The following is a 941-nucleotide window of genomic DNA, read 5'->3' on the forward strand; positions in this document are numbered from 1 at the left end:
GTGCAGGGGTTCGCACTACAATAGAAAAAGACGCTAAAACAGAGAGTGAGCTTTTTGTCGTAGACTCATATAAGAATGATGTCTTCGATATAGATTATCGAGGTGAACTTGATTCTGAGAGACTTAATGCAAGTACGTTCATTAACAATACGCAAGTAATATCTACAGAAGGTATCTTTTTTACGGCGGATAGCAATAAAAGTTACCTTATTGAGACGCCTAAAGTGGTCAGTAGTGAGGCCATGCTATCCAATGATGTTCTTGGAACGGCTAGGGTAAGTACAGAAGATCGAAGTAATAACTATATCCGAATCGGTCAAAATGATTTTTTAGTTGGGCTTGAATCCTACAAGGGTTATTCACATCAATTTATGCCAAACAATACTAGTTATATACTTGCAGAGGAATCATTGCTTATGACCGACCATTTTTCATTACCAGGATCAGTCGTTCACGTGCAGCCGCATTTAGTGAGCGTTTCAAGCAATATGGTTAGGTTGTCTATAGAAGGAAATGAGGTAGTGGAGTCTGCCCAATGCTTGACTGATTCATGCTATGACGCAAACGAAATAGCACCCGGAATCTATAACGTCAAGTACGCAGGCAAGCATACACTGTTAAGCAATAACCATGTGCTTTGTTCAGTAGAAACAGACCTGTCTTCTGCCGTTGCAAGTAGCTCGTGCTTTCCTGAAGTTGAGCCACTATCCGAATTTGTATTGGGTAAGGGTGAATATATTATGCTATCCGTCATATTCGAGGATAATGTGGAAATAAAACGTAATATGGAGCGTACTTTCGGCAAGCATGTTTTGTTCCACAAAATGGGTGATAATGTCGAAGTTGCATATATTCCTAAAAGTTTAGCAGATCGATACAAAATTTCTCAATTTACAAAAAATAATGAAGAAATGATTATTTCTTTGAGGAATGTTTATAAA

General features: G+C 38.3%; 1 pseudogene. It reads left to right on the forward strand.

The window, feature by feature from the left end:
* A pseudogene (locus AB4486_RS24470) lies at positions 1–941 on the forward strand (hypothetical protein); the annotation flags it as partial.

It is taken from the genome of Vibrio sp. 10N.222.55.C6 (assembly GCF_041473395.1).
Lineage (GTDB): Bacteria > Pseudomonadota > Gammaproteobacteria > Enterobacterales > Vibrionaceae > Vibrio > Vibrio crassostreae_C.